The organism is Pseudomonas serbica, assembly GCF_028823535.1.
Taxonomy (GTDB): Bacteria; Pseudomonadota; Gammaproteobacteria; order Pseudomonadales; family Pseudomonadaceae; genus Aquipseudomonas; species Aquipseudomonas serbica.
The window spans coordinates 461,163-484,976 of record NZ_JAQIYM010000090.1 but is presented as its reverse complement, the minus strand read 5'-3'; the positions used below and the strand labels follow the sequence as shown (position 1 = coordinate 484,976).

The following is a 23,814-nucleotide window of genomic DNA, read 5'->3' as shown; positions in this document are numbered from 1 at the left end:
GCGGAAAAGAAGACGCTCCCCGAGGGGAGCGTTTTTGTTGGCTACAAACCGAGGTCTTTGGTGAAGTTGTCCTTCGCTACAGTCAGCGAGAACTTCTTGGGCAGCGTTTGCACCAGAGGCATCAGGTCGAAGTTTTCGTTCACAAACTTGAATTGAGCGTCGGTTTTCATATTGGCGACAATGTCCTCCAGCGAGTGCCGATCCAGCAGACCAAGGATTCTTTGTTTGGCGGTTTTTGCGTCCTCGCTAGCGCTTTCTTTCATGCGGCAGCCCTTGGTCAGCAACTCAGAAATCGACAGTTTAAGGAGGCCATAGTCATAGCCGACCGAGCCCAAGCAAGCACCGACACGCTTACCTTCATTGGACGTATACCAAGCTTGGTTATTGCCATTGATATCCGTCATACCTCCTGGCTCGGTCGTCGGAATTCTAGACCCAGCCAAGGCTCTCATGAACTCAGGGGAACCCCGAAAGCTGACACCGGGTTTGCAGCCGATCTGGTCGGTGACACCTTGCAGAACCGCATGCGCAATTGTGACGTTTTCCGCCAGGGTGAGATGAGGTTTCTCACATATCATCAGCTTTTCTGCGTCCGGGTCGACGACGCCCCTTCTTGTGAAGTTTTTGAACATTCCTTCGATTTCGGCTTCAGACACGAAACAGCTTGGGTAATCAGGGTCTTCGCTGAGGCCGGAGTAGATATACAGGCTTTGGTTCTGCGCGTATTTCACTTCGATACCTCTCAAATACAAACTGGTTGGTATCTGAGTGAAACAATCCTTGGAGACGTTGTAGAGGTCGGTGATGAGCAATTCAGGGCGGTGGTAACGCATTGCCACTTTCAACGCCTCAGGCGGCGCGGTGGGTTCAATGGCCAGCGCTTGCAGCTGTTCTGCCGGCACTAACACGATTTGCTGGTTATTGGTTTTTATCAAGTCACCGATTTGTTGAAGCGACAGCAGTGACATGGCCAGCAGAATCTGATTTTTATCGAGGTCATCGCCAGGGTTGATCGGACTGAATCCATGGGAAGGGTTAGTCCAGGTTTTCGTTTCCTCAGTTCCGAGGCCGTATTGATATTCATCAGTAATGTTTGGCTTGATGCGCACACCACCACGCGCTACCAGCTCGTCCCGACTGCTGGCGTCGGCAAGGACAGGCAGGTAGCGGGGAAAGTTCTCCTGGTGCCATGCACCCAGACCGGCATCGATGCGGGCGTATTCAGTCATGTAGGCATTGGCCAAAGCTGCATTGTTGATCACCAGCGGCCCGCCACCCACGCGCTTGGCCGTAGGCACCTCAAGCTTATGCTCGTTCGCCACTGCGCCGACGCGAGAGATGTTCATGCTGAATCGTGAGGCGTTCCAGACTTGATCACCGGATCTGTTTGAATCTGGGTAATTTTTGGCCGTGAAATGCGCCGGCACGTCGAGATCCAGTTTATCCAGCAATTCTAGGCTGGCTGGCGTCAGGTTATTGGTCGTACCCGTTTCACTAAAGAAATACGCTGGATATTGTGCCGCCACTTTTGCGATGTAGGTTTTGAAGTAGCTGGCGAACGACGATGGATCGGCCATTTGCGTGAACATCTGGAGGGCCAGGCCGTGCTGACTTGCTGCTGTAAGCCCATGGAGTAGGGCGTGCTGACTGTCGCGGTCTTTGGTCGACTCGAACAAGGAAGTAATGAATTGCGCATAAGCAGGGTTGGACATTAAATCGGCATTGGTCAGTTTTCGGGCATCCAGCAGGTCATAGGTTGGACGAGTGAGTGCATCCATCCAAGCCGGAGAAATTTCCTGGTCAGGCTTGATTTCGCGTTTTAGGGCGTCAGCCAGATCACCTGCCGGGACAGTCATCTTAAGGGCGGTGACCAGTCCTAAGTGGTTTTCTTGTAGTGCTCGCTGAAACAGAACGGCGGCGTCTTGCTCGAGGGTGGTCGTAGCCATGGTTCATTTTCCACAGGGGTTTTCATCCATTATTGACGTGGATACAGGGGGGTATCAACGAATCTCGTTAATTGACAAAAACCCTATGTCTGGTATCATTTTGGAATCAATAACCCCTGAAGGGATTCTTATGACCGGCGTCACCCACAGCCCCGCCCTGGAACAACTTTTGGCCTTGCGGGCCGAGATCGATTCGTACAACCACAACTACCACGTACTCGACAATCCGAACGTTTCGGACAGGGAGTACGATGCGAAATTCAAAGCGCTGGTTGCACTGGAAAAGGCCAACCCGCAGTACCATTCGGAGGGCTCGCCGATTCACAAGGTGGGCGGGTATGTGGCGAGTAGCCTTGAGCAGGTGGTGCACGAAGTGCCGATGCTGAGCCTCGACAACGCATTCGAAGACGATGACTATTCAAAATTTGACGTCGAGGTGGCAACGGAACTCGACGATACAGACATCGAGTATTCCACGGAGCCAAAACTTGATGGCATGGCCGTATCGGTCAAGTATCGCCATGGCCTGCTGGAACAGGGCGTAAGTCGAGGTGATGGCGCTAAGGGTGAGGACATCACACACAACGTGCGCACCATCAAGAATTTGCCATTGCAGTTGACGGGCGATTACCCAGAATTTCTGGAAATCCGTGGTGAAGCCTACATGTCGCGCAAAGGCTTCGAAAAGATGAACGAAGAGTTGGTAGAGCAGGGCATCAAGCCATTTGCCAACACTCGGAACGCAGCAGCGGGTACGATGCGGCAATTGGACTCTTCCATTGCTGCCAAGCGCCCGATGGTGTTTTGCGCTTACGTCCTTGCGCAGTGCCCAGGTCGCAGCTTCGACACGCACACCGAGGCCATGGCTGCCCTGGCGTCGTGGGGTATCCCGGTCACCAAGGATATCAAGCTGGTCAAGGGACTCGCCGGCGCTAAAGCAGCGCACGAAGCCATTCTCGCTGAGCGCGACAATCTGGATTACGACATTGACGGTGTCGTCTTCAAAGTGAATAAGCTCGCCTATCAGATGGAACTCGGATTCATCTCCCGTGTTCCACGTTGGGCGAGGGCCTGGAAATTCCCGGCGCAGGAAGAAATGACCCCACTGCTGGATGTGGATTGCCAAGTTGGGCGCACCGGTCAGTTGACGCCAGTGGCTCGATTGCAGCCTGTGCATGTGGGCGGTGTAACAGTTTCCAACGCGACCTTGTTCAACTACAAGCGTGTTGCCCTGTACAACCTGCACCTGGGCGACACTGGCATTATTCGCCGCGCTGGCGACGTGATCCCCCAGTTCATGGGCGTAGTCGAATCCAAGCGTCCTGACGGGGCCGCACCGGTACAGGTTCCTACGGCTTGTCCGTGCTGCGGCGCTCCTGTGGTTATGGAGAAGTCGACGCTGTACTGCACCGGGGACTACAACTGCTCGGCGCAGCGTGAAGAAAAAATCATTCATGCTGGCGGGCGTACCCGGCTGGACATTGATCAGCTGGGCGACAGCACGGTCGCCAGCCTGTGCGAGTTGGGCCTGGTGCACGACCTGGCTGATGTATTTGCGCTGACCAGGGAAGATCTCTCGCGCCTGCCTTCGTTTGGGGACAAATCAGCCACGAACCTGCTAGCGGCGATTGAGGCTGCCAAGAACCCAAGCCTGCAGCGGTTTATCGAAGCACTGGGTATTCGTCAGGTCGGAACCGGTACCAGCAAGATCCTGGCCAGCAACTTTGTCGACCTGGACGCGGTGATGTCAGCCACTTACCAACAACTGATCGTCATCGACGACATTGGCGATATCACGGCGACGTCCATTCTGAAGGCTTTCGCGCCAGGCGCGCAGATTCGCCTCATGGTAGAGCGGATGCTGGAGCTCGGCGTGGTGATTCAGGCCAAGTCGGAAAAAGGTACTAGTCTGGTCGGCAAAACTTACGTGATCACCGGCACCCTGGAGACCATGAGTCGTGATCAGGCTCAGGCAAGGCTCGAAGCTTGCGGTGCACGCGTGTCTGGCTCCGTGTCGAAGAAAACTACCGGCCTGATCTGTGGCATTGACACTGGGGGCAAGTCGCGCAAGAAGGTGACTACCGCCAGCGAGCTTGGTGTGCCACCTCTCGATGAGAACGATCTGTTAGCGCTGCTATCTTGACATCCACCCCCACCAATTCAACTGAAATGGTGGGGGATTCCTACAGCTAGACGCCCATGTCCGAGCGCGAGAATGTTCTTTGCGGCGTTAACGTCGCGGTCGTGAGTGACACCGCACCCACAACAAGTCCATTCTCTTATTCCAAGCCCTGCGATACCTCTCGGCCTCGAGTCCGGCAATTGCTTGCAGCTCGAACAGGTTTGGGTGGTGTTCTTTTCGTTTACGACCATGAAAACGATGCCTGCGTGATCGCACTTGTATTCCAGCATCGACTTCAGCTGGCCCCAGCCGGCGTCCAGCACCGACTTAGCCATGTTGGTTTTCACGAGTTTCTGTGAGCTGACATCGCCCACGACAATCAGCCCGCAACGCGCTACGAGCGCGTTGCTGAATTTGTGCAGGGCATCCTTGCGCCGGTTGGCGATCTTGGCGTGGATGGCCCTCACGCGGGCCTTGCGGCCCGCCCGCTGGGCGACGCCAAGTGCCTTTTCAAGGCCCTGATAGAACTTGCCACTGTCGAGCTTTTCAGCGTCGCTGCAGGTGGCTGTGGTTTTCAGGCCCAGGTCGATGCCGATATCACTTTGGCCGGCAGACAGCTGACGGTCGACGTCAACAACAACGTTGAAATACCAGCGGCCCCGCGAATCTTCGTTGAAGCTGCCGGAACGGAATTTGAAGTTGGACAGGCCGTAGCTGTCGAAGACCTTGAAATGCTGCTTGTTGAAGACGACTTGGCCGCTCTGGAACTTCGCAGCTCCGACTTTGAAGGGTACCCAGCCCAGGCTGCGCTTGGCGCCGCCAGAACAGCGCCAGCGGAGCTGGCGCTTTTTGAACTGCTTTCGACGGGTGACGTATTCGTCGCTGATGCCCTGCACAGTCTGGCTGTGGAGGTTCAGATCCTTGCCGGCGCCGTTCGTGTATTTGTGCAGATCAAAAGCGGACAGGAAACGACTATGCTCACGAATCGAGCGACTGCTCAGTTCGTTCACATAATTCCACACGAAATTCACCGCACGAGACCACTCACGCAGCTGCGCCGCGTGCTTGTCACGTACTCGAATCTTCAGGGTTTTGGTCGATTTCATATCGGTCATGGATGTCAATATAACATCAATGGTTGGAATATCAAGAGCACGGCGGCTACGCCGCTGCGCTATCCATCTCCAGCCAATTGTTAGTGAAGTCGCAGGCTCCTGCTTGGCTCAATTGGGTGGAGCATTTCGCGCTTTTTAGGTAACGTTAGCTAGGGGCGGGGGATACGTCTCCCGCCTCCAGTAGCGGCGGGCACAAAAAAACCCTGGCATTGCCAGGGCTTTTCTTTTGCGGACAGCTTACGCGAAAACCAGGCCGTGATCTGCGCAGATACCACCCAAATCACCTTTGTAACCCTGGCCAATGGGCTCGTAGTCCCATCCGGCTTCATTTCGGTGAAGGTCGCACATGAGCATGGCGACGTCTTCCTTGTAGTCGTCTTTCAAAGGCCAACGGGCGATTTCCTGGCCGGTGGTGTTGTCAAACAGGCGAGCAACGGCGTTTTTGGCCAAGCCGAAGTTCTGACGAAGCTTGATCGCGTCGTCGATGGTGACCACAAAAAGGATGCGCTTGATGCGCTCAGGGACGCCATCAAGCACGACTCTGATTGCCTCGCTGTCGCCTTCCTCACCTTCCTTGGAGCCTTCACGGTTATCGCCGAGGTAGAGAACCGAACCATCAGGCGAGCTGTGTTGGTGGTAAAAAATGAAGTCCTGCTCGGTCATGATGCGGTTGTCTTTATCGAGCAACAGAGCACTCAGGTCGACGTCGACCTTCGGCCCATTCTTTTCACTGACGTTCCAGGAGATGGCGACACGAACCTCGGTCAGGCTTGGTCGTGTTTTTTTCAGGCTCAGTTTCTGGCACTTGGCCAGGGTGATGGTGGTAGCAACGACAGGTGTGTTCAACGAATAGACTCCGTGTGAAGGTTGAGTAGTGGCCTTTTATACCAGTAACGTCGCAAAATGACAATTAAAGGTCAATGTTTTAAGGCGTCGCGGTCGACAATGCGGAGAACATGCCGTAGGCCAGGCCAATGGAAATCAGCGGGACAGACAACCAGTTGACCTTATGGTTAGTGGTGACTGCCATCTGCTGGCTGTAGCCCACAATCAAGGCCATCGAAAGAGAAATCAGTGCATTGCTGTACCCCAACGTGAAAAACCCAAAATAATGGGCCGGCAACGACAGGATGTTAAACAGAACGAAGTAGGTCAGAAAAAATCCGTGGAAAGCCAATACTGCGTTGAAGTAAGCGTCCGACAGGAGCTCGAGCGAGAAGGGTTTTGGCGACAGGATGTGGGAAGGAAGTGCCATCAGAAATGTAGCCATTACACCGATGCCGGCGAGGTCGATGCCAAAACGAACACCGCCGACCGAATACCCGACGTAGAAAAAGAATGCGAGGTAAAGGAAGTGGTATTGGAGTTTGATCTTCAGAGACTCGTGCACCCAAGCTTCGAACACCGAAGGGGCGTGGCTAACAACACCAAAGACATAATGGATGGGATGCTGCGGCTGAGGAAGCATGGGACACCTATTGGACTATTACCTAACCCAATGGTACCCCAAGCTAAATAAAAGACATATGCGCTTTATTGTCAGGTTTTATCAGTTCCGGTGCTGGCGCGGGCATGGTCGGCAATGATGTTTTGCATGGCTTTGAGGTAGTAATCCGGGTTTCCGTAAAACAGGTGCCGCAGCCCTTTGAAATATTCAACAATCGAGTCATGACTTTTTAGCACCTTCTTCGGCAGGCCGAAGGTGTACTCCTGCCCGTAGTTGAATGAGATCGGCTGCTCGGTGCTGAAGAAGCGCATCAATCCCCTCAACACAGTCCTCGTCTTGTCATGGCTGCAAGCGCTGCCCTCGAATTTTGTAAAAATTTCGTCGAGGTGGTTACTGACGAAGCTCGAATTCCCCATCAGAAATTGAGCGTTCCCGTTGCCTGGAAGCTCGGCCTCGAGAATGGCATCGACCATCTGATTTAGCCTGTAGGGAAGTGCGAAGTAGAACGTGTCCAGGCTCAGGGCTTTTGCAGCTGCCCGAGCTTGGATGACCGCTGGCACCTCGGAGACCTGCTGTAGAGCGCTTTGGCCATCGGCTTCTACTCCGCCAAGAAGCGCGTTCAAGACCGCTTTAACGCTTTCCATTTGTTCCGACATGGCGATGTTAATCCTTCGTCTAGCTTTAAGAGTGGTTGTGTTTTCAGCTGGGCACCGGCTCGTCGTCGACAATCTCGGCCAGGTACCTTAGCTTGCGCACGGCTGCTTTCCAACCGCGTTTTTCGAGTTTTCTGAGATCGGGACAGTTGGCTACGGAAATCAAGTAATCCGTCAATTGTTCCAATTCGTAGTCGTTTTCCCCTCGGTAAGGTACGACCCGGATGAGGTTGCCGTAATTGTTCGCGTAGACCTCAGGCTTATCGTCGATTCCGACGATATCTTCCCTGCGGTACTGCGGAAACCGGGCGCGGATGGTTTTCACATCCTTGAAGTGTGGTTCCCCCTGACCATGCTTGACGAGCTTGCTGCAGTCGGCGCGTGACAGGATGCCCGTCATGGGGATTTGCTCTGGCCAGAAGGCAGCAAGCATTTCATGAATGTAGGAAGGGCTGCTGTTGCTCCAGAGCACGAAATCATAGTGTGGCTGGAGCCGCTCAAGCATCTCGACAATGCCTGGACGAATGGCCAGGTGAAACTCGCCAACCTTGGTTTGCGCATGCTCAAACGGCTTCTCGTCCGCATGGATAAGGGTCTGGTCAAGGTCAATTACCAATAGTTTGCGATGTATTGTCATGCTTTTATTCCTTGAGTTTGACCTCTTTGATCATTTCTTCGAAGTCGAGGGTGTCTGGTTCGCCATTAAGCAAATCGTCCAGGACAACTGAAGCTCCCAGCCAGTTGTATTCCGGCCATTTGCTATGCCCCAATGTGACATAGCTCTGGAAAGCCACGCAACGCTCACGGGAGATACGGCCTGCTGCCTTCCCGACGCCGGAGCGTTCAATGAAATGGATGGCATCCATGATATCGGCCAATTTTAGGATGACTTCTAGGTAGGATCCTTTGATCCGCTCCTTGAGCTGGGCGTACGGCGGGCACAGTTTCATTTCAAGCTTATCGAGGGGCGACTCACCTTTGGGGTAGTCCCGCTCAATACACCGTTTCAATGGGGTCGACATGTCGCCAGTCTTGGTCTCAGGCATGTCATGCCACATGGCCGTTTCCAGCAATAGCAGCAAATCTTCTGTGCTCACCTTGGGATCAATGGATGCTACCAGGTAGCGACAGTACATCGTGACCAGGTGGGAGTGCGATGACAGCGGCTGCTTGTAGCCCCCTACGGTGGCTACACTGTGCCATCGGCCAACATCAGCGCTGTGGGCAACGTTCGAAATTGGGAAACCACTAAGGTCGAGCATGGCGACACCTCTCGGAAGGGAGGCCTACAATACCAACAACCGAGGCCCGCATCACCTGTGGCCAAAAGCTATGAAAACCAGGATATCGGGGACATCTTTGCCAGGCCGGGGGATCCATCTTTATACTGGCGATTCAACCTATGGATTTTCAGCTTATGCGCCCTGATCACAAAATCATCGAAGCCCTCAAAGAACTAGAACAAATTAGTGGCGATTCGCTGACGATGTGCGCTCCACGGCGAATGTCGCTTGAGCCGGTTAAAACATTGCGAAGTGCTGTCCTTGGTGACCAATATCAAAAGCTGGTCGAATTCGCCAGGAAGGAATATTCCGGACTGGAAGTTCTGTCTGAGTTAATGAGCGACAACAACTTCTTGTCAAAAATGGCAGAGTCTGGCTGGAATCGTGGTTCAATTGAAACCTGCTATGCGATTATTCGCCATCAGGAAGCAAAAGGCCCTATCTACACAGTCAATGAATCTTTAAGCATGTTGCTTGATGACACCGGCGTTAAAAAGAATATCCCCGTTCGATTTCTTGCGGCTCCAAAACGCACTTGTTACATAGAGTTTGAGCCCCCAGAGTTTCGTCGAGCATCAGATTATATTATTTATGATGACGGGCGCTTGAGTGTCTGTGAAGGTTGCTATATTCAAGAGCGTCAATTCGATGTCCTGCCAAAAATGTCAGCAGTTGACAGGGAAGGGCTAGAACTTGACCCCCATAAACCAACAAGGCTCTTGTACGTTGGCTTTAGTGCTTCACCGCTGAATAGCAGGAAGACGCAGTCGGTGCAATTTGACGCAATGGACTATGCCAGTCTATATATTCAGGATGAAAATGAGGCGCTGGGGGATATGCTCGAGCGAAACCTCAACCACATTATGAGCAAAAAATCTGTCCAGCTGAGTTCACCTCGTGAACTCGACATTTTCATGGATGCTTATCGAAGGAACTTCACTCGGCTGTTTAAAGTGCTTTTCTACTTGAACGTTGAACGTCGTCAGCAAGTCACAGTCAATGAAGCCAGTGATCTGGAAAAGCGCATGGAGTCTGTCGCTGAGAAGAAGCGCGGCAAGCTCTCTCGCCAACTGCAGCGCACCTACGACCGAATTGTGGTTGGCCCGCAAAGCTATACTCCGCGCCATGAACGGATAGCCTCGGGATCACTCACGCCAGGCACCAAAGCACCTCATTACCGCTCTGGTTACTTCGGGATTCGGTGGATGGGCACTGGCCAAGCGAAGACGCCAGAACTACGGCGGATTCCAGAAGTCATCGTTAACAAGGAACTCCTCAATGAAGGGGTGAAAGTTAAGGACTACGAGATTCGGTCGCCATGATAAATATTTCCGATTACCTGAAATACTTTGAAGAATTTGGTTTTGAAGATCCAGAGTTTTTTAAATCAGGTCATGCGATCCAGCAATGCCAAACGTATTTGCTGGAGCAAATGGCGGCAGGGGTAACTGCGAGTGAACTTGCCGAGAGTGAAACCAACTACCCAGAGCTCGATAGAGATACATATGTTGGTGGTATTGCTCATCTGATCGCCGTCGCCTTGGCGTTTGGCGGCGAAAGGGTGGCTGATATTTACAATTGGTCGAAGTTTGATAAAGATGATAGGGATGTCATCAAAAAATATGTGGATGACATCTCCATAAAGGTTAAGCCTCATTTGCAAGGTGCGCTTTCTTCGCCACTGCCACTTCCCATGAAGGAGATTTATAAAAGCAAGGAAAGTCGTGATTCATTTGCGGCATACAACCCAATTAATGATCGCGAGCAGTTAATGATTCATGTCGAGTCTGATAATCATGTTGTGGTTGATCTGATTACCAAATGTTCAGCCGAGCGAATGAGTCGGGACGCTATTCTTTACCTTCGTCTAGCCAGGTACAGTGAGACATTAAATGTTCGACAGCTGTTATTGGGTAAGGTTGAACTTGCGCGCTCAGAAATTCATCAAAAGCTGTTAAGCCAGTTTTCTTTCGTAGATAAGGAAAACAACAGTATTTTTAGCGAATACAATCCACGTTGGGATCCTGACTTGGTCGAGGTGCCGGCTGTTCAGAATTATCTGAAGGCAAACGGAGTTCAACTGATTCAGGAAGTCTTGAGCAGTCGCAAGTATATTTTCCGAGACCTTTTGCACAGCTCCCACGAGGATAATTTCCGGGAACAGCAGGTGACCCTTCTGGAACAGTGGATGCACCTGGTGAAGCCGACCCCTGAGGCCTGTGCCAACATGTACTACGTCGGCATACAATACGAGAACACTGGCTTCCTGCTCGACCTCGCAGAACGTAAGGATTGGCTCAGGGACTTCTGTATCGACCTGGCCGGCGATAAATCCGATAATCCGCTCTATGAGCAGGCAGTTAAGAGCTTCATCCAGAGCATTGGCGTCCCGACGATGGTCAGTGCCATCGCGACAGTACCGGACGACGCCCAGGCCGATGAGTTGATCGCCGCGCTGTATAAAAAGACCAATGATCCATCGCTCCCGCCTCGGTTGAAAAATATGACGGTACTGGCTAGAGTGTTTTGTGACGATTTGTCAATTTAAGGATAAAAATTGAATAACCTCATTGCGCTCGACCTCGAAGCTACCTGCGATCAACCGCAGTTTGACCGCAACCAGATGGAAATCATCGAAATCGGGGCCTGCTTGGTGAATCCCGAGCTTCAGGTAGTGGCGCAGTTCCAAACCTTCGTGCGTCCGGTCGTGAAGCCGCAACTGTCGGCGTTCTGCACCCAGCTGACCAGCATCACCCAGCATGACGTGGAAGGCGCCCCTGGCTTCGTGGAAGCGATTGCGCTCTTTGAGGCGTGGATTGCTCAGTGCCAGGCTCAATTCGGCGCTATCGACGCCTGGGGAAGCTGGGGCGATTACGACCGCAAGCAGTTCGAGCGCAATGCGCAGCTTATCAATGTGCCGGCGCCGGCGTTTCTGACAATTCAGCACATCAACTACAAAGCTCGTTACGGCAAGGTCTTGGGTCTGAAAGACAAAGGCGCCGGTCTGGGTAAGGCCCTGCGCTACGAGAACCTGGCCTTTGAAGGCACGGCACACCGTGGAATCGACGACGCTCTCAACATTGCCCGTCTCCTGCCTGTAGCTTTGGGCCGCCGAGAAAGCGTCTGGCGTGACCGCCCGGCGAAGTAAGCCTGATAACCAGGGAATCAAAGGACTTCCATGTACCCGATCACTACTGCGCACTGTGCGGCGCCGGCCTTCGTAAAGCGTTGGGCCGAGACACCGGCACTGGCTGACCTCATTGTTCAATCCCTGCGTGCGTTCGAGACCGCGATAGCGGAAGGCTACGTCGTGACGGAGGACAGTCTACGAACACTGTACCGGGAGTTTTACCTGCTCGGGTTAAACGACCGTCCAGTGGGTGAGTTGTCCAAGTTGCTGGGTCGCCTGGACAAAGACGTTTGCAGGTTTATCGAAGACATGGAAAAAAACCTGCTGGCCAAGGGCATGCACGTCGACCTGTATCCCCTGCGCAAGGCGATGCGCTGGTACAAAGAGTCCTACTACCAGGCGTATTGGATGACCCAGAATCAGGACACGGTCAATGCAATGGATTTTGTCCAATCCTGCGCCGGCGAGCCTCAGCATTACTTTGTCGACAACCTGTTCTCAGTGGCCAGGTTATTGGGCCGATTTGAGGTTGTCACCGAGTTGCTGAAGCTGTCTGATGTCGAATTCCAGACCTTCCAAACGACATATTGCCGCGACGCCGAATTTGACTTCGAGCTGGAGAAGAACTGGCTGACCCATTTGGTGAGCGTGGGTATTGAGCCAAAAGGGTTAACCGACATCACCTCGAGTATGTGGGCTCATTGCGTGGGCGATGTGATCCAGCGCACCGCAGGGGAAGGGCGGTCTCTTGCGCACACGGCGTCGCGCTTGATGTTCGAGGTGTTGGAGAGTTTCCCTGAGGATAAACGCGACCTGGCTTGCGAAAGCATGAAACTCGGGTTTGCTGGCCAGTGGCAGGCGGGGTACGTGAACACGGACTTGTTCAACTGGTGCGATTACGAACACTACTTCGGGATGTCGGCCCGTGACGCCGCATTGAAGATCCATGAAGGCGCCTTGTGCCTGGACTGGAAACAGCGATTTCTCCTGTCATTGTTGGAGGACACGCCCGACCAGAGAAGCGTCACGAAAGATTGGTCGAGCCGCGCCCTCGAATTCCAGATCATTTCCATTGCCGAAGGCTTGAAGACGGGTAGCGGAAAACTGGAGACCACGTTCTACGACTTCGTGGAGAAATCCTTCGCCGTAATCGCCGAAGACCACGAAATAAGTTCGAGTCTTTTGGTCAATGACTTCAGCGATGGCACCTGGCCAAGGAATCACCGGAAAATATCAAATCTAGTCGGCGCCTATCACCACTGCATGAGTCACCTATTTCACATCCGAGATGATCAACCATCGCAGCATCAGGTCGATGTGGCTGTCGCAACACTCAAAGAAAAAATGGCGACTACAGTGGGAGTGTCGAGATCATTCTTTACCCTCGGTACGCTACTAGGCCAAAATGTTGAAACAATGGCCTTCTTTGAACACCTGGTTGAAAACTACTCTGTGAATGCGGCGTTTTTACACGAACTCTCTGGTCTGGATAAATCTCTGATGTGCAGAAATCTTAAGTTTGCTGCTTCAATATTTTCTTCGGAGATTGGTCTGTGAATTCCAGTCACTGCACTGTGGTCGGTACCATTATTCGGGATCTTGAAGATAACCTCGAAAAAATCACACACAGTAGAAACCATGCCCCAAAATTCTTTGACAAGCTTGAAACTGACATCCCTAAACTTGCGAACAGCCTAAAGGATTTAGACGTTCAATCTAAGCGAGGAAAGATTCAATTATTGCGTGCCCAGGATGTAATTGGGAAAATTATTGAGCGTCATACCTATTTTGTCGTGGATGCTGGCCTGTTAGAAGTGTGCCAGTCAATCAATCCGAATCCTTTTCTGCTTACCTCCCTAATCGCTGCTGGCCTGAGTTATTTGATTAGCAACCCAGAGGAGCCAAAGCGCACCAAGCTGGCGGTTGTTTGTGCAAAGGCGGGCGGGCTGGTTCAGTCAGACCATGGCCTGGGAAACTTGAGGCGAGATTTATCTAAGGGCCCTGAGGGGGCTGTGAGCTACACCGCAAAATCAAAGCAGCAGTTGGGCCGTGCTCACCTGGCGACCGAGCTTGTCGCCAGTTTGTTCGTGGCTCAGGTAGAATATGATGACCTCGTGGATCCCCGCGACGCGGGGCTGCTCTTACAGGATTACCTTGCAGCCTTGATCGTTTGCGGTGGCCGGGAGGGGACTTTAAAAGCCCTGGCTCTAATTGACGAACACATTGATCTTTTGAGTGCTCGACTTGATCTCAGAAAGACCAGTTCATTAGACCATCTGCCGCAAAATGAGCATCACAAAAACAGATTAATGAGGAATATCTTTACAGAGACGAATAGTTCCAACCTGCTGATGGGGTTGCGTGAAGCCTACCCTGAGCGTTATCAATCGTTTATCGATGATGAACATGTGATGTTTATGGTGTTCATGATGATTCGAGGTGATAACGAGAAATTCGATTTTTCATCTTTATCTGGTTTTGCTGACGGCCCAAAGCAATCATTACTCACGTCGGTAATGACTCGGTTTAATGCGGAAACTAAGCTGGATTCAAAGTTGGCAACGCAGTACCTAGGCGTGCTCAAGCGGAACGGTTTTACACAGAAGCAAGTCATAGACCAGCTTAATGCCGAAGGAAACCTGTTTGGACATCTTAGGCAGGTAATGAAGTCGGTACCTGAAGAGGTGACGTGGACTCATGATGAGGCCGTTGAGTTGTTGAGTGAAATGTCCATTGGCCGGAACGCTGTCAGCATGGCGGTTCTCCTTAAGCAGGGGGACATCACCAGTTCGTTGAAATCCAATCCAGAGATCCGTTCGTTCGTCTCCGCTTTGGCGCTAGAGCTCCACAATGAGGACATTTACGAGACCCTCGACATGCGACGCTCGCACATGGGCCTGCTTGAGCTCGTTGCCTATAGCAATACGGCGACGGAAAGTGAAGAATATGTCGAGCCGCTGAAAAGGGATTTCATGGCGTCCTTGGTTGATACCCGTACTCAGAACGCTCTGCTCAAAATCCATGACCAGACGCTGAATGTCTACAAGGGCCATTTCCCGCAGGTATTTACGGATGAGTTTATGCGCAGCCTTCAGTGGAAGAGCCCGCATGTGTTGAAGCATATCTTCTCGGAAGACCTGGGCTTGTAGGTTACCAAGAGACCACTGAATGAGCTCAGTAGTGGTGCAGAACCATGGGTGCCGAGTGTGCACTCGTGTTGCCATTTCGTGTAAGGACTGATGCATGTTGATTCATTTGATCCCAAAAATCTTTGCCAACCCCATAGCCCATCCCTGTGAGCTCATCGAGTTTGCGTCGCCAGAACTGGGCTTTACCCTGCTGGGCGGTAAGGATCTGATGGTCAAACGTCCGTACTTGAACAAAAACTACCTGGTGGCTTGCCGAAAGGCCGGACAGAAGGCGATGGATGGGGTGCTGTTCGACATTCCCTCGATCCCAGACACGTTTTCAACCGTCACGCGCTGGTTGGTGAATGGTCAGTACGAGGTCAAGCATGAGGTGGTTTACCTGATCCTGGATGATGAGTTCGACGCACTCAGCGATGATCCCATGTTTTGGGGATCACGCTGCGCCTATGCGGATAAACCAGAACGCAAAGGGCGTTGGCCAGAAGGGGTGAGAGGCCCGATATCCACCACTTGGCCCTATATGGAAGTTACGTCCAGCAAGAACAGGGCTGGAGATATCTTCGACATCCTGTTTGACCAGCGAGTGATCAGCCGCGTGGAGAACTTTTCCATGCACACTATCGAACGGGATCGCCTGCTGGAAAAAATGGCTCAACCTGACCAAAGGTTCCCGGCTTTGAAAGACGCGTTCATCCTGGATCGTTAAAAAATCAGCTTTGATTCAACAACCACGCCGAGCACGTCAAACTCACCTTCCTGGGAGATGATGGCGTAGGCAGGATTCAGCGCCATCAGATAAGAGTCGCCGGCGTCCTTGACCAGCTTGCGTACCGTGAGTCCTCGATTCCCTGGAAGCTGAGCCAACACAAGCGAGCCTGAGCCAAATTTCGCCTGAGTGTCGATCAGCAGGAGGGAGCCGGCGCACAGGCTGAGCCCGGTAGCAGAGTTCAAGGTGTCTTCGGTAATCGGTAACCAGTAGGCTTGTCCAATCGTGCAGTAGTGAGAAACCTCAGTCTGGGTGTGCGTGGGGATCGGGTTGCCGGCGAGCATACCTTCGACATCGGTCAGGCTGACGACCGGGTAGTCATAGGAAACTTTTTTAGGAGAGGAAAGGGGGTTTTCGCTGACCAGCTCTTCAAGTGTGACCCCCAGTACGCGGGCGATGATTCTGGCTTCACTCAAGGGTGGAGCCCGCCGCGACGATTCATAGTTGCCAATACGTGATTGCGACCAACCACAAAGCTCGGCCAATTTTCCTTGAGTCATACAGGCTCTGGTTCGAAATTGCTTGATGCGATCAGCGACTGAGGACATTTAGGTAACCCTGGCTTTCATAGTGATGAAGACAGATTTAAGCACGAAATGGCAGATTGGCAATGATAGTCGCTTAAATAATCACGAAACGTGATCTTCTTGGTGCTTTCTTGGCTTGAGCCAAGGGGGATTTTTTTGCTGCCCAGTGATCCTTTCGTACGAATCCCTCAAGCCTCGTTTAAGGCCTGAGGGACGCAGTTTTAAGCATGAGCGGCGCGGAGAGCAACCTGTCTGCGGCGACGAGCCAACTTGCGTACTTCATACAGCTTCAGTAGCGGCAGCGTGGCGATGACGCCAGCAATCGGCCAAACCACAAAACCCATGAGTACGAAGCCGATAAAGTTCATGGTTTCGCTGGCACTCAAAGCCGTCGAAGGCTCAAAAACGTTAGGGAATTTCCAGTTCAGTACATAGACAGCAACCCAGGCAGATCCGACCACAACCGGCAGACTGCCGAGCACCAGGGGTAAAATGAAGAGCATTCGTTTGAGCATTATTTTTCCTGTTGTTGATTTTAAGTGTCGACAGGCTATCCGTTGGGCAGCAATCGTTCGCAATGAACATAGTGGGTATATTGATGCGAAGCCCACTGTACCAGACGGCGACCTGACTACCCAATGAGGACAAACGAAAAGTGACACATGTCGCTTGAACCTAGCGATGCGCGCTCGGTAGAGTGGAATTTCGGGGAGAGCTCACGCCTATGTCAAGAACGTATCGCCGCAAGACTGAAGTGTACAAAGACTCCTTCTTTGGGAGTCTGCAGGGCTTTAATGAAGAGGTTGGTCAGGCGCTGGCAAACGGAGAGCAACCAGCCTCCGGCGTGGTTAGCCGCAGGCTTCGCCATGCGAAGGATTACGATTCTTTTCTCAAGATCAGCTGGAATCGGCTCCATTCTGAAGCGGGCCGCCATTTGTGCCCTTACAGCTTTTACCGGGCACCGTCCTGGTTTCGAACTCTGGTGTGCGAGCGTCGCCTGCGCCGTACGCATAAGGCCCAACTCCACCAGGCGCTGGTAGTCAACCGCACCGAAGAATTGACGCTCCGGCCTTTCTTGAAAGACGCCGGATGGCATTACTGGTAACGGTTAAAAGCGGGTTTACGTCTTTATTTTTCAAACAAATATGGTATATTGACACCACTCAATTCCCACCCCCTGCAAAGGGGGTTTTTTCGTCAAGGTAGCCCATGGACACGCTCGTAACAGACGCCCCAGATCAATCAGTTCCCTTTGAACCCACCGCCCTGGCCTCAGCCCTCGACGGCGCTCTGGCGCCGGTGCATCAATTCAAGATCCTGCGGGCATTTCTGATCGACTCGCTCACCAAGGGGCGGATCACCGAACTGGTCACGGACGGCGGGGCGGTCATTACCGGGCGCAATGGTCGGGGCAAGACCTCGATGTTGCAGTTCCTGCCGTTATTCTACGGGGTTAACCCGAACAAATTGGTGTCGCCTGGCAAGGACTCGTTCATCAAGTACTACCTGCCGAATTCCACCAGTTACATTGTCTTTGAATATCAGCGTGATGACGGTTCGTTGCGCCTGGTGGTGGCTTACAGCAACTCGACGGGCGATAAAGTCTTCTATCGTTTTGTCCGCAGCGGCTATGAAAAACGCCTGTTTGTCCTTGAAAACAATGAGTTTGTTAAGAACAAGGACTTCCGCGCCCGATTGAGCGAACTGCGCATCGAATGCAGCCTGCACCAGATCGAAAACTATGCGGACTACAAGAGCGTTATTCAGTACGGCAAGGTCACCAGTGCTGATCGCAAACAACAGGAATACCTGAAGCGGTTGAGCGCTGATTACGCGTTTTCGCGTTATGGCACGCAACTCAACCACGTCGACAAGATCGTCCTGGGTATGTTTTCCCGCAAAACCAACTTCGAAGATCTGCAGGCCATGGTCGTCGATTGCGTGTCCGAAGATGCCGGTACCGAAAGTGTTCACAGCATTCGCAGTGACCGCAAAAAAATAGAGGAATGGCCACGCCATTTCCGCGCTTACTCGGCAGTAATGCTGATGCAGCCGGTGATGGTTCAGGCCGAGGCCGAAGCTGATGAGCACACCCAGGTGCGCCATACCCTGTCGGGCCTGAAGACCAAACTGACATTGCTGGCCGACCATTTAACGTCCGAAGAGGCGAAGGAGCGTCAGGCTGCACTCGACGCACGTTCTGCCCGTGATGCCGGAGTCTCTGAACAGGCCGAGAAGGTTAACGGGCTGGAAAAATCTCGCATTCAGGTCGAGATGAAAGCGGCGGAGGTGGTCAAAAAGGTTCAGGCCTTGATCGCTCAGTTCGATGAGTACAAAACCAATGGCATGGACGACAAGGTCGAAAAGTCCAAGACGATCAATCAGGTTCTTCAGGATATTCAGGGCCTGGAAAGCCGTCTGGCTGCGCTGGAGGGCTCCTTTGCGAACATCGCGGCCAAGTATGAGCAGGTTAAGGTAAACCTCGCCAACGACCTTGAGGGCGACCGTGCACGGTATCGCGAGGAGCTTGATGAGGTCAGCCGGCAGTGCGAAGAGTTCCTCGCCAAAGCCGAACAGCGCTTCACCGAGCATGAAAAAGAGGTGGCTGCTGATGCTGAAGCCCCGCTGAAGACGCTCAACGAAGCTGTTCAGGAGGCCGGCATCAACCTGGGTGTGGCCCAGCAAAACGCCAAGAGCCCACAGGCGGATCGCCAGATCGCCGAGCGCGTGAGCATCAAGGACGAAGAAGTCACACGGTTGCGAGCCAAGCGCGATGAGGCTGATCGAGCCTCCCGCACGGCCAACCAGGCGGTCGAGCGGTGTAAGAAAGATGAAGAAGCTGCCGATGCTTCAGTGCTCAAGCACATCAAACGCATTGGTGAGCAGGAAATCCTGATCGAAAGCATTCGTCGCTCCCACACTCCTGCCGAAGGTTCACTGCTGCATGTATTGCGCAATGAACATCCCGAGTGGAAGCACGATATCGCCAAGGTCATTCGTGAAGACCTGTTACACCGTACCGATCTGTCGCCACAGATTATCGAGAGCAGTGAGAACCTGTACGGGCTGTGCCTCGATCTCGAAGTCCTGGAGGCACTGCCTCAGGCCGATGAGAGTGTCGTGCTGGCGCAGATTGAAGCTGCACAAGCGACCCTGACGGCACTGCAGACAGGCCGCAAGACCGCTGAGGCTGAGCGAGATACGGCGGCTGCGGCCCTGAAAGCAGCTCAGCAGGTGGACAAGGCTGCCGGTAAAGAGCGTCTGGACGCAGTGTCTAGCGTGCAGGTCAGTGAGACCGAACTGGCTGCCTTGAAGCTTGAACTGCGCAAGAGCTTTAACGACGCTCAGTCCCTTGCCGATGCTGCGCTGCAAAATGCGAAAGACGCCTTCGCGGCGAGAAAGGTGACCCTCGCTGAGTTTGAGACCAAACAGCGTGAATCCATGGCCTTGCGCCGCAACGCCTATGCACAAAAGCGCAGTCAGGCGATCAATGAGCGCGATAACGGGCTTCAACGCATCAAGACCAGTTTGAAAAACCGCGAAATGCTGTTTGATTCGGCGGTTCGAGACTGCAATGCCGAGCGCGATGAGGTTCTGCGCAAGGAAGGGGCGGATGTAGAGCAGATCAATGCCCTGAAAACTCAGCTGGCCACCCTGGCCAAAGAACGCGACCTGATCCGGGCCTCCTGGTCAGAGGTGCAGCAATACAAGCTGTGGCTGACCAATGAGTATGTGCACCGCGAGGGTGTAGAAGCACAGGCGTTGGAGCTGACTCGCCAGGAGGCAGATCTCGCCGGTGAGATCAAAGCACTGGAGCAGGCTTGGAAAGCACAGGCTGAGGCCTTGAATGCGACCGCCGCTGCCGCCGATTTGCGTGTGGACGTTCTGTCCAAAGAGTCTGCGCATGTTTCGCTGGGCATTGAGCGACTGGTCAATGTCACTGCAAGTGAAGAGACCGTGGCGTTCGATCCAACCTGGACAACAGACGGTTTGATCGTTGTGCTGAATCAGCAACTGGACACCGAAAAAGTCCTGATCAAAAAAATCAGCGGTTATGTCCAGCAGATCAAAAAGAGCTTCACCCAGCAGGTCAATACACCACCGTTCGATTACATGCAGGAAGCCGGCAAGCGCCTGGACAACGACACTCCGCTGGGGTGGCTGAAAGTCTTCCGTGAGTGGTTTGAAACACGCCACTCGGACATGCGTCAGATCCTGATGACCGAAGTGCGCACCATCACGGCGGAAATTGAGCTGTTCCACCGCAAACTCAGCACGTTCACCAACCGCATCAACAGCTTTAACCGCGAGCTGCAAAAGTACCTGGACAGCAGCACCTGCTTTGACAGCATCTCTGGCCTGACGGTGTCGATCATCTCGACCGTGGACGAGCTCAAGTACTGGCCGGCGATCAAGCGCCTGGTCGATGCCCGCCGCGAATGGTCGGATGTCAGCACCACGCTGCCGGATATGGAGTTCGTGCAGATGCTCGAAGGATTGCTCGAGCACTGGGAGCTTAAAAACGGCATCAACGCCGATTTCAAGCACATGGTTTCGATCCGGGGTGAGGTTGTTGAAAACGGCAACGTGCGCTCCTTCAAGAACTCCGCCGACCTGGACAACGTGTCCTCCAACGGCTTGTCCTACCTGGTGCTGGTGATCATCTTCATCGCGTTCCTCAACCGTATTCGCCGCAACGTGCCGATCAACCTGGTCTGGAGCCTGGACGAGCTGAAGGCCATTGACTCGGGCAACATCGTGGGCCTGTGCAAACTGCTGTCCCAGAACAACATCACCCTGGTCTCCGCGTTCCCAGATCCCGACGCTGAGACGCTGATGCTGTTCAAAAACGCGTACACCATTGAACCTGATCGCTGCTTGACCACTGCGGTGGTGACCGGCAAAGAACTGAACCTGCACGAGGTTGCCGCCAATGTTTAATCGTCTTGTCAAACAACTGCTGGCTGGTGATTTCATCTGCGGCGTGACCTGTCGTGACGGTTACACCTACCTTCAGGATGATGAGCATTTCCGCAAGGTGGACGACTACCTGCGCAAGATCGACCTGCGCCTGTCGAAAACCGGGTCTGGCATGGCCTATTTCGTGACGCACGCTGACCTCGATGACGAAGGCAAGAAGTCGGCGAAGGCCCTGTTCACCGACATCAAGAACAACATCCGCCCGCTGGTGTCGTTCCTTGACCTGATCATGCGCACGGTGCGCGACGACAACGCCATTTCCCCTGGCGAGAAGCTTGAAAAGAACAAGCTGATGAGCCTGATCGCGCAAAACCCCAGCTTGACTGAAGCCTTGCGCAACGTGGCTAACCAAACCAAGACCGTGTCCAGCGACGGCTCGGACAGTGACCGCTTCCTGAAAATTCTGCGCAAGTTCAGCAAGGATGGTTACCTGGAAGAGGTGAATCGCGAGGAGGAAATTTTCCAGTTCACCGGCAAGGTCGAGTTTGTCCAGGAAGTCATCATTTTCCTGATGCAGCACGATCAAATCAGCCATGAAGACGAGGCCTATGACGCCCGTAAGGTCGTGGCATGAGTGCGGTACTGGAAATGATGGATGGCCGGCGTAACGCCGGCATGTCTCAGAGTCATGATGACATCGTGAACTTTATCGAGATGCTCCACAAAGATCGGCACCTGATCGCCCAGGCCTACTGTGACGGCAAGGTGACGCTGACGGATACCAACCTGAAAGCGGTGCGCCGGTTGCAGCAATTTCGCGTGATGCGCCCGGATGGTTCCAGGGAGGACACCTTCCGCCTGGGCCCATCCCTGAGCAAGCACCTGGATGAAGTGTTCCGGCGCCACCGCAATTTCTCGGTGTCGATCAACTTCGGTGAACAATCGGCCAGCTTGAGCAAGCTGGTCGAGGAGTACAGCAACGCCCGTGATGAGGGCCGCACCGAAGACCAGGAAAACTACCTGAGCGACTTCGATGCGGCGGTGTTCGAGCTGTCCGAGGAGGCCAGCAACCTCCTCATGCGGGTTCGCACTCTCACGGACAACAACTTCGCGAACGTGAAGACTCATGCGGAGAAGCTGCGCCAGAACGAGTACTACCTTGCGCAGATGAACAGAATTGACGCGGCGTTGACCGACCTTCAAAGCCGGGACTTTCTGGACTTGCTGGAATCGTCGCTGACGCTGGAGCCGCTGAACACGGTCTACTACCGCCATATCGTCGACAACCTCTCGGAATGGCGAGCCATCCTGCTGGATATCACCAGCGTCCTGAAGGCGTTCCTGGAGAAGACTCGCGAGATCCAGCCAAAGGCGCGTCGGATCAGGGCCATGGCGCTGTTCCTGCAGAAAAACCCTGGGTACCAGCCGCGTGATGTGGAGGAGTATCCCTACATTCCCGAGTGGGCGTACCTTCACGGTGGCATAGCCATCGCACCTTGGCCGGACATGGGTCGCGATGACATCACTGAGAACCTGATCGAAGTCGCCCGCTCGATCCCTTCACTGACCGCCGTGCCGAGTCGGCAGCGCAGTGCGGGCGTCCTGCTCGATGACGAGCAGAAGAGGGTGGTGGAGATTCAGGTCACGCCGATCCAGGCCGCTATCATCAACTACCTGCGCACTGCCAATGAGTCGAAAAAACCAATTTCGGCGCGGGAATTCCTGGCCAATGACCCGTTGCTCAGTCACATCGAACCGAAGATCAGTTTGCTCTGCCTCATGAGCACCCTGGACAACCACACCAATGCTGGCGCTCCGTTGATTGCCGGGCTGACCATCGAGCGCCATCTCTTCGAGAATGATGATCCGCGCAGTGGCAACCTACAGGTGGAGGACATTTCCGCATGGAAAAGGGTGTAGCAAAAATCCTTGCGACGATTTGTCAGAACGCCTGCGAGGAGTACCCTGCTGGCAAGGGGCTTGAGGCATTTTGCGAAGAGTATGGGGTTGGTTATCGGGACGGTAAATCGTTCCGTTTCTACGCCACGGCCAGAGAAAAGATCAAACGGATTCTGCTCGCCAGCAATTATGATTGGCGTTCGGATATCAGCACCTTCAACCAATTGAGTCGGGCCGAGGTCTCACGGCTCAGCAACAATGAAAAGGATACCTCCCGGCCCGTCCGAGAGGGGAAGGTTGCTATCAAATCCCTTCCTGGTCGTCCTTTGCTGCTCACGACGGGCCCGATAACACTGCCGCCCGGCACCAACCTCGATGTCGGATTTGAGTGGGTGGCAGCCAATATCCGGCATGATTCCGTCCTGGTAATTGAGAACTGGGAGTGCTTCGAGCGTGCGCACGATGTGGAGTTGCTGGGCGAGATCCCTGGCAACCCGCTGGTGGTGTTTCGTGGTGATCCTACCGTGTACAAAGTAGGTTTTACCCATGCTCTGCTTGAGCAACTTCAGAAGCCTGTGGCTGCCTTCGTTGACTACGATCCCGCAGGAATTGTGATTGCGCAGGGATTACCCTGTTTTGAATCGTTTGTAGCGCCTTCTGATGAGGTACTGGAACTGCTCTTGGAGGGTGGCAACGGGGAGCGATTCGCTGAGCAATATTCCTCAAATACGGTCAAGGTTCTCGATACCTTGGAGCATGAGCAGCTTCGCCATGCCTGGCAATTGATAAACAAGCATGGAAAAGCGTTGCCTCAGGAAAAAATGATTTCATTGTGCTAGTAATTATCCTGCAGATTC

General features: G+C 53.4%; 21 protein-coding genes. 12 read left to right on the top strand and 9 right to left on the bottom strand.

The genetic code is table 11. The features are described 5' to 3' along the window. Positions 1 to 41: 41 nt before the first annotated feature. The gene (locus NQL71_RS32930) at positions 42 to 1,946 is read right to left on the bottom strand and encodes a hypothetical protein (RefSeq protein ID WP_274645032.1); all 1,905 of its coding nucleotides are present in this window, start codon (positions 1,944 to 1,946) and stop codon (positions 42 to 44) included. Positions 1,947 to 2,076: 130 nt separating this feature from the next. Between NQL71_RS32930 and ligA the strand changes: the two genes are divergently transcribed. Continuing rightward, positions 2,077 to 4,089, top strand: coding sequence for an NAD-dependent DNA ligase LigA (gene ligA / locus NQL71_RS32925; RefSeq protein WP_274645031.1), 2,013 nt, complete (start codon positions 2,077 to 2,079; stop codon positions 4,087 to 4,089). A 17-nt stretch (positions 4,090 to 4,106) separates the two neighbouring features. Here the strand turns inward: ligA and NQL71_RS32920 are convergent, their stop codons facing one another. The 6 genes from NQL71_RS32920 to NQL71_RS32895 form a co-directional block, all read right to left on the bottom strand. Next, complete coding sequence (locus tag NQL71_RS32920; protein ID WP_425520710.1) at positions 4,107 to 5,183, bottom strand: RNA-guided endonuclease InsQ/TnpB family protein; 1,077 nt, start codon at positions 5,181 to 5,183, stop codon at positions 4,107 to 4,109. A 237-nt stretch (positions 5,184 to 5,420) separates the two neighbouring features. Further along, positions 5,421 to 6,029: a TerD family protein gene (locus NQL71_RS32915; RefSeq protein ID WP_274645030.1), complete on the bottom strand. Its 609-nt coding sequence runs from the start codon at positions 6,027 to 6,029 to the stop codon at positions 5,421 to 5,423. A gap of 79 nt (positions 6,030 to 6,108) precedes the next feature. Next, on the bottom strand, positions 6,109 to 6,651 hold the full coding sequence (locus tag NQL71_RS32910) for a hypothetical protein (RefSeq protein ID WP_274645029.1): 543 nt from the start codon (positions 6,649 to 6,651) through the stop codon (positions 6,109 to 6,111). 71 nt (positions 6,652 to 6,722) lie between these two features. Next, entirely contained in the window at positions 6,723 to 7,286 is a 564-nt protein-coding gene (locus tag NQL71_RS32905; RefSeq protein WP_274645028.1) for a hypothetical protein, read from the bottom strand. Between the two features lie 43 nt (positions 7,287 to 7,329). Next, a complete protein-coding gene (locus NQL71_RS32900; protein WP_274645027.1) occupies positions 7,330 to 7,920 on the bottom strand; it encodes an HAD family hydrolase in 591 nt (196 codons plus the stop codon). Positions 7,921 to 7,924: 4 nt separating this feature from the next. Next, positions 7,925 to 8,545 carry a YfbR-like 5'-deoxynucleotidase gene (locus NQL71_RS32895; RefSeq protein WP_274645026.1) on the bottom strand — a complete coding sequence of 207 codons (621 nt, stop codon included), beginning with the start codon at positions 8,543 to 8,545 and terminating at the stop codon, positions 7,925 to 7,927. Between the two features lie 155 nt (positions 8,546 to 8,700). Here NQL71_RS32895 and NQL71_RS32890 point away from each other — a divergent pair, with 155 nt between their 5' ends. The 6 genes from NQL71_RS32890 (at position 8,701) to NQL71_RS32865 (ending at position 15,551) form a co-directional block, all read left to right on the top strand. Continuing rightward, entirely contained in the window at positions 8,701 to 9,888 is a 1,188-nt protein-coding gene (locus tag NQL71_RS32890; protein WP_274645025.1) for an AcrVA2 family anti-CRISPR protein, read from the top strand. After that, positions 9,885 to 11,114, top strand: coding sequence for a hypothetical protein (locus tag NQL71_RS32885; RefSeq protein WP_274645024.1), 1,230 nt, complete (start codon positions 9,885 to 9,887; stop codon positions 11,112 to 11,114). Before NQL71_RS32890 ends, NQL71_RS32885 begins: the two co-directional genes overlap by 4 nt. 9 nt (positions 11,115 to 11,123) lie before the next feature. Continuing rightward, the gene (locus NQL71_RS32880; RefSeq protein WP_274645023.1) at positions 11,124 to 11,714 is read left to right on the top strand and encodes a 3'-5' exonuclease; all 591 of its coding nucleotides are present in this window, start codon (positions 11,124 to 11,126) and stop codon (positions 11,712 to 11,714) included. 291 nt (positions 11,715 to 12,005) lie between these two features. Then, a complete protein-coding gene (locus tag NQL71_RS32875) occupies positions 12,006 to 13,253 on the top strand; it encodes a hypothetical protein (protein WP_274645022.1) in 1,248 nt (415 codons plus the stop codon). Then, positions 13,250 to 14,845 carry a hypothetical protein gene (locus NQL71_RS32870; RefSeq protein ID WP_274645021.1) on the top strand — a complete coding sequence of 532 codons (1,596 nt, stop codon included), beginning with the start codon at positions 13,250 to 13,252 and terminating at the stop codon, positions 14,843 to 14,845. Before NQL71_RS32875 ends, NQL71_RS32870 begins: the two co-directional genes overlap by 4 nt. Before the next feature lie 94 nt (positions 14,846 to 14,939). Continuing rightward, positions 14,940 to 15,551, top strand: a complete 612-nt coding sequence (locus NQL71_RS32865; protein ID WP_274645020.1) for a DUF6012 family protein — start codon at positions 14,940 to 14,942, stop codon at positions 15,549 to 15,551. Here NQL71_RS32865 and NQL71_RS32860 read toward each other — a convergent pair. Both NQL71_RS32860 and NQL71_RS32855 read right to left on the bottom strand, forming a co-directional pair. Continuing rightward, complete coding sequence (locus NQL71_RS32860) at positions 15,548 to 16,111, bottom strand: LexA family protein (RefSeq protein ID WP_274645019.1); 564 nt, start codon at positions 16,109 to 16,111, stop codon at positions 15,548 to 15,550. The two genes, NQL71_RS32865 and NQL71_RS32860, sit on opposite strands and share 4 nt — an antisense overlap. Before the next feature lie 248 nt (positions 16,112 to 16,359). Beyond that, positions 16,360 to 16,653, bottom strand: a complete 294-nt coding sequence (locus tag NQL71_RS32855; protein WP_274645018.1) for a hypothetical protein — start codon at positions 16,651 to 16,653, stop codon at positions 16,360 to 16,362. A gap of 209 nt (positions 16,654 to 16,862) precedes the next feature. Between NQL71_RS32855 and NQL71_RS32850 the strand changes: the two genes are divergently transcribed. From NQL71_RS32850 to NQL71_RS32830, 5 genes are all read left to right on the top strand, one after another. Continuing rightward, complete coding sequence (locus NQL71_RS32850) at positions 16,863 to 17,243, top strand: hypothetical protein (protein ID WP_274645017.1); 381 nt, start codon at positions 16,863 to 16,865, stop codon at positions 17,241 to 17,243. Between the two features lie 104 nt (positions 17,244 to 17,347). Continuing rightward, on the top strand, positions 17,348 to 21,079 hold the full coding sequence (locus NQL71_RS32845) for an ATP-binding protein (RefSeq protein WP_274645016.1): 3,732 nt from the start codon (positions 17,348 to 17,350) through the stop codon (positions 21,077 to 21,079). Continuing rightward, entirely contained in the window at positions 21,072 to 21,692 is a 621-nt protein-coding gene (locus NQL71_RS32840; protein ID WP_116264535.1) for a condensin complex protein MksE, read from the top strand. Before NQL71_RS32845 ends, NQL71_RS32840 begins: the two co-directional genes overlap by 8 nt. Then, complete coding sequence (locus NQL71_RS32835; RefSeq protein ID WP_274645015.1) at positions 21,689 to 22,978, top strand: hypothetical protein; 1,290 nt, start codon at positions 21,689 to 21,691, stop codon at positions 22,976 to 22,978. The genes NQL71_RS32840 and NQL71_RS32835 overlap by 4 nt, the downstream gene beginning before the upstream one ends. After that, a complete protein-coding gene (locus NQL71_RS32830) occupies positions 22,963 to 23,796 on the top strand; it encodes a DUF7281 domain-containing protein (protein WP_274645014.1) in 834 nt (277 codons plus the stop codon). The genes NQL71_RS32835 and NQL71_RS32830 overlap by 16 nt, the downstream gene beginning before the upstream one ends. Positions 23,797 to 23,814 lie beyond the last annotated feature (18 nt).

Coding starts and splice junctions, on each gene's coding strand:
- NQL71_RS32930 (WP_274645032.1), bottom strand. CDS start 1,946: ATGGCTACGACCACCCTCGAGCAAGACGCCGCCGTTCTGTTTCAGCGA.
- ligA (WP_274645031.1), top strand. CDS start 2,077: ATGACCGGCGTCACCCACAGCCCCGCCCTGGAACAACTTTTGGCCTTG.
- NQL71_RS32920 (WP_425520710.1), bottom strand. CDS start 5,183: ATGACCGATATGAAATCGACCAAAACCCTGAAGATTCGAGTACGTGAC.
- NQL71_RS32910 (WP_274645029.1), bottom strand. CDS start 6,651: ATGCTTCCTCAGCCGCAGCATCCCATCCATTATGTCTTTGGTGTTGTT.
- NQL71_RS32905 (WP_274645028.1), bottom strand. CDS start 7,286: ATGTCGGAACAAATGGAAAGCGTTAAAGCGGTCTTGAACGCGCTTCTT.
- NQL71_RS32900 (WP_274645027.1), bottom strand. CDS start 7,920: ATGACAATACATCGCAAACTATTGGTAATTGACCTTGACCAGACCCTT.
- NQL71_RS32895 (WP_274645026.1), bottom strand. CDS start 8,545: ATGCTCGACCTTAGTGGTTTCCCAATTTCGAACGTTGCCCACAGCGCT.
- NQL71_RS32890 (WP_274645025.1), top strand. CDS start 8,701: ATGCGCCCTGATCACAAAATCATCGAAGCCCTCAAAGAACTAGAACAA.
- NQL71_RS32885 (WP_274645024.1), top strand. CDS start 9,885: ATGATAAATATTTCCGATTACCTGAAATACTTTGAAGAATTTGGTTTT.
- NQL71_RS32875 (WP_274645022.1), top strand. CDS start 12,006: ATGGAAAAAAACCTGCTGGCCAAGGGCATGCACGTCGACCTGTATCCC.
- NQL71_RS32865 (WP_274645020.1), top strand. CDS start 14,940: ATGTTGATTCATTTGATCCCAAAAATCTTTGCCAACCCCATAGCCCAT.
- NQL71_RS32860 (WP_274645019.1), bottom strand. CDS start 16,111: ATGACTCAAGGAAAATTGGCCGAGCTTTGTGGTTGGTCGCAATCACGT.
- NQL71_RS32855 (WP_274645018.1), bottom strand. CDS start 16,653: ATGCTCAAACGAATGCTCTTCATTTTACCCCTGGTGCTCGGCAGTCTG.
- NQL71_RS32850 (WP_274645017.1), top strand. CDS start 16,863: ATGTCAAGAACGTATCGCCGCAAGACTGAAGTGTACAAAGACTCCTTC.
- NQL71_RS32845 (WP_274645016.1), top strand. CDS start 17,348: ATGGACACGCTCGTAACAGACGCCCCAGATCAATCAGTTCCCTTTGAA.
- NQL71_RS32840 (WP_116264535.1), top strand. CDS start 21,072: ATGTTTAATCGTCTTGTCAAACAACTGCTGGCTGGTGATTTCATCTGC.
- NQL71_RS32835 (WP_274645015.1), top strand. CDS start 21,689: ATGAGTGCGGTACTGGAAATGATGGATGGCCGGCGTAACGCCGGCATG.
- NQL71_RS32830 (WP_274645014.1), top strand. CDS start 22,963: ATGGAAAAGGGTGTAGCAAAAATCCTTGCGACGATTTGTCAGAACGCC.